The sequence below is a fragment of the Streptacidiphilus sp. MAP12-16 genome, assembly GCF_041262165.1.
Taxonomy (GTDB): domain Bacteria; phylum Actinomycetota; class Actinomycetes; order Streptomycetales; family Streptomycetaceae; genus Streptacidiphilus.
The window spans coordinates 1-1682 of sequence record NZ_JBGCBY010000078.1; the positions used below are offsets into that span (position 1 = coordinate 1).

The window sequence follows — 1682 nt, forward strand, 5'->3', positions numbered from 1 at the left end:
CTTGAGGGTCCGGCGGTGACGGTGGACACGGCGTGCTCGTCCTCGTTGGTGGCGTTGCACTGGGCGATCCAGGCGTTGCGGCAGGGCGAGTGCACGATGGCCCTGGCCGGCGGCGTCGCGATCATGTCGACTCCGGATGTGTTCGTCGACTTCAGTCGTCAGCGCGCACTGTCCGTGGATGGGCGTTGCAAGGCGTTCTCGTCGTCGGCGGATGGTACTGGGTGGGGTGAGGGTGTCGGGATGCTGCTGGTGGAGCGGCTCTCGGATGCTCGCCGCAACGGGCATCCGGTGTTGGCGGTGGTGCGTGGCTCCGCGGTGAATCAGGATGGTGCGAGTAATGGTCTGACGGCGCCGAATGGTCCGTCGCAGCAGCGGGTGATTCGGCAGGCGTTGGCCAATGCCCGCCTGTCGGCGGATCAGGTCGATGCGGTCGAGGCGCACGGCACGGGTACGACGCTGGGTGATCCGATCGAGGCGCAGGCCCTCCTGGCGACGTACGGGCAGGAGCGGTCTGATGATCGACCGCTTTGGCTCGGGTCGTTGAAGTCGAACATCGGCCACACCCAGGCCGCCGCGGGTGTGGGCGGGATTATCAAGATGGTGATGGCGATGCGGCACGGGGTGCTGCCGCGGACGCTGCACGTGGATGAGCCGTCGGCGCAGGTGGACTGGGCCTCGGGTGCGGTGGAGTTGTTGACCGAGGCGCGGCCGTGGCCCGAGACGGGACGCCCGCGCCGGGCTGCGGTGTCCTCCTTCGGGATCAGCGGCACCAACGCCCACACCATCCTGGAGTACGTCTCTGCTCCTGCTGAGGTAGCGCTTCCGGTGGCCGGACCGGTCGAGGGGAGTGTTGTTCCTCTTGTGTTGTCGGCGCAGAGTGCTTCGGGTTTGCGGGGTCAGGCGGGTCGGTTGTTGTCGTTTGTTGAGGGGCGGCCTGAGGTGGGGCTGCTTGATGTGGGGTATTCGCTGGCTTTGACGCGGGCGGGTTTTGGGCATCGGGCGGTGGTGGTCGCGGGTGGTCGCGAGGCGGCTGTGCGGGGTCTGGGGGCGTTGGCCGCTGGAAGTGTAGCGGCGGGTGTGGTGCAGGGGGTGGTGGGTTCTGCGGGGAAGGTGGTGTTTGTCTTCCCGGGTCAGGGTTCGCAGTGGGCGTTGATGGCGGTGGAGTTGTTGGAGTGCTCTGCGGTGTTTGCGGAGCGGATGGGGGAGTGTGCGGCGGCGTTGGCTCCGTTTGTGGAGTGGTCGTTGCTGGATGTGGTGCGTGGTGGTGCTGGTGAGGGTTGGCTTGACCGGGTTGATGTGGTTCAGCCGGTGTTGTGGGCGGTGATGGTGTCGTTGGCGGAGGTGTGGCGGTCGGCTGGTGTGGTGCCGGCTGGGGTGGTGGGGCATTCGCAGGGGGAGATTGCTGCGGCGGTGGTGGCGGGTGCGTTGTCGTTGGGGGATGGCGCGCGGGTGGTGGCGTTGCGGAGTCGGGCGATTGCTCGGGGTCTGGCTGGGCGGGGTGGGATGGTGTCGGTGGCGTTGCCGGTGGAGCGGGTGGTGGAGCTGCTGGCGGGTCGCGAGGGTGAGGTGGGGATCGCGGCGGTGAACGGTCCGTCGTCGGTGGTGGTTTCGGGTGAGCCGGGGGCGTTGGAGGATCTGCTGGCGTGGTGTGTGGGGCAGGGGGTGCGGGCGCGGCGGGTTCC

Annotated in this window: 1 protein-coding gene; it reads left to right on the forward strand. The window is 68.3% G+C overall.

Going from position 1 to position 1682, the window contains the following annotated elements; genetic code table 11:
• Positions 1-1682, forward strand: a 1682-nt coding sequence (locus ABIA33_RS38015; RefSeq protein ID WP_370088813.1) for a type I polyketide synthase, incomplete at both ends; no start/stop codon positions are given.